Origin of the sequence: Sphingobium chlorophenolicum, assembly GCF_000722875.1 — a bacterium.
In the GTDB taxonomy this organism is placed as follows: domain Bacteria; phylum Pseudomonadota; class Alphaproteobacteria; order Sphingomonadales; family Sphingomonadaceae; genus Sphingobium; species Sphingobium chlorophenolicum.
In genome coordinates this window covers 1-2,299 of sequence record NZ_JFHR01000119.1, presented here as the reverse complement: position 1 = coordinate 2,299, position 2,299 = coordinate 1, and the positions used below count along the sequence as shown (strand labels likewise).

General features: G+C 66.2%; 2 protein-coding genes. Both read left to right on the top strand.

The features are described from left to right. The coding region (locus tag BV95_RS22475; protein ID WP_037457567.1) for a ShlB/FhaC/HecB family hemolysin secretion/activation protein at positions 1-1,492 on the top strand (1,492 nt) is incomplete at its 5' end. Positions 1,493-1,542: 50 nt separating this feature from the next. Continuing rightward, positions 1,543-2,103, top strand: a complete 561-nt coding sequence (locus tag BV95_RS22470) for a 2OG-Fe(II) oxygenase (protein WP_037457570.1) — start codon at positions 1,543-1,545, stop codon at positions 2,101-2,103. The last annotated feature ends 196 nt before the right edge of the window (positions 2,104-2,299 follow it).

Below are 2,299 nucleotides of genomic sequence, written 5' to 3'. Positions count from 1 at the left end.
TGGTCGCCCCGCGCCCTCGGTCCAGGTCGCGCCCGCCTCCGCCGCGCAGATGCTGCTGACGCGGCTCCATTATGACGGGGCCAGCCTGCCCGCCGCCCGGCTGGACGCCGCCACCGCATCGCAGATCGGCCGTCCCCTGACCGCCGAAACGCTGCAAGCCGTCGCCAATGCCGTCGCCGCCGTCTATGCGGACAGCGACATCGCCTATTATTCCGTCGCCATCCCGCCGCAAATTCCCCAGGGCGGCGTGCTGACCGTCCGGCTGGTGGAGGGGCGGGTGCGGGATTATCGGCTGGCGGGCATGTCGCCCAGCATGCCGACGGGCCTGATCGCCGCCCATATGCGCCGCCTGATGCGCGACGCCCCCCTGCGCAAGAGCACGCTGGAACGCGCGCTGTCGCTGCTGCGCGACATTCCGGGTCAGACGGTCGACGCCCGGATGCGCCAGTCGGGCGCGCCCGGCGATCTGCTGATCGACCTGATCGTCAAGCGCAGGCAGGTGCAGATCGGCCTCACCATCGACAATAGCGGCGTCAGCAATGTCGTCGACGGGGTGCAGGCGCAATTGTCGCTGACCGTCAACGGACTGGCGCGGGAAGGGGACAGCACGCGCCTGTCGGGCTATCTGCCCTTCTATCCCGACCGCTATCAATATTATGCGCTCAGCCACAGCACGCCCATCGGCAGCGACGGCCTGACGCTCAGCGCGCAGGCCGCCCATATGCAAAGCCGGTCCCGCGACAGCAGGACGCAGGGGGAGGCGACGCTGGCGGGTCTGGCGCTCAGCTATCCGGTCCTGCGGTCGGCAAAGACCAATATGTCGGTCACGGCGGCGGTCGACGGCATTAACAGCGACAATTATTTCCTCGACATCCGCTTCGGCGATTACCGGTCGCGGGCGTTGCGTCTGGGCGCAGCCTGGTCCCATGCCGACGCGAAGGACGGTTACGCCCTGTCCGCGGTGGTCAGCCACGGCCTGAATGCTTTGGGGGCAAGGCCCTTTACCGGCTTCTCCGAAAACCGCTTCGCCAAGATCAATGTTCAGGCCGTCGCCGTCAAAGGAATCGGCGGCAAACTCAGCCTCAGGACTTCGATCAAGGGCCAATATTCGAAGGATAACCTGCCGGTGACGGAACGCTTCCCGCTTGGCGGGCGGGGCGCGGGCATGGCCTTCCGCACCGGCACGCTGACGGCGGAACAGGCGGTCGCGGGCAGCATGGAACTGACATGGACGCTGCCCGCGAAATCGCCCTTGCCAAAGGGAACCGCACTGTTCGCCGCCGTCGAAGGAGCGCTGGCGCATACGACCGCCCGGCCCTTCTACCGGCTCGCCGCGCAGGACTACAGCCTTGCGTCGGCGGGGGGCGGGGTGCGGATCGGCCTGGGGCCGAAATGGCGGGCCAGCGCCGAAATCGCCGTGCCGGTCAAGCGCCCCGGCCCGGCCCATGGCCGCAAGGCGCGCTTTTTCTTCGGACTGGGGCGGACATTCTGATCCGTCCTTTTGCGAACACGCAAAAACAACGGGTGCAGGAAGACAAGATGATGAACAATGTGTGGGAGGTATGGCCGTCGGCGCTGACCGCGGCGGAATGCGACGCCATCGTCAAGCGCGCCGCGCTCTACGCGCCGCACGGAGCCACCGTGGGCTTTGCCGAGGGCGCGCGGCCCGACCAGGGCTATCGATCGTCCACCGTCAGTTGGCTGGACGTCCACCGCGACAAGGATATCGCCGACCGCCTGATGCAGTTCGTCCATTCGTCGAACCGCACCAATTTCGGCATCGACATCGCCGGGCCGTTCGACCTGCAATATACCGAATATCACGGCCGGGCGCAGGGCAAATATGACTGGCACCAGGATGTGTGGCTGGAATCCTCCGGCCCGTTCGACCGCAAATTGTCGGTGGTGGTGCAATTGTCCGATCCGGAAGATTATGAAGGCGGCGCCTTCGAATTTTTCGGCCTTCAGCAACCGGGCGCGAATTTCGCCCCGCGCGGCAGCATGCTGATCTTCCCCTCCTTCCTCCAGCACCGCGTCCTCCCCGTGACGAAGGGCGTGCGCCGCAGCCTGGTAAGCTGGATCGAAGGGCCGCGATGGCGGTGATCCCCGCTCGCGCCGCGCCGGTCAAAGCCCCTCCTTAATGGCTGCGTGGACAAATTCGGAATGTCGGGAAATGGCCACCATAAGACATTCCCCTCCCGCAGGCGGGAGGGGCTAGGGGTGGGCGCGAGCGAAGCGAGCTTCTGACTTAACCGTTGCAAAACAACGTAGATGTCGCGCCAGCCCACCCCCCTAACCC

Bases quoted from the DNA above. Each gene is read 5' to 3' on its own strand.
- BV95_RS22470 (WP_037457570.1), top strand. From the start codon at position 1,543: ATGAACAATGTGTGGGAGGTATGGCCGTCGGCGCTGACCGCGGCGGAA.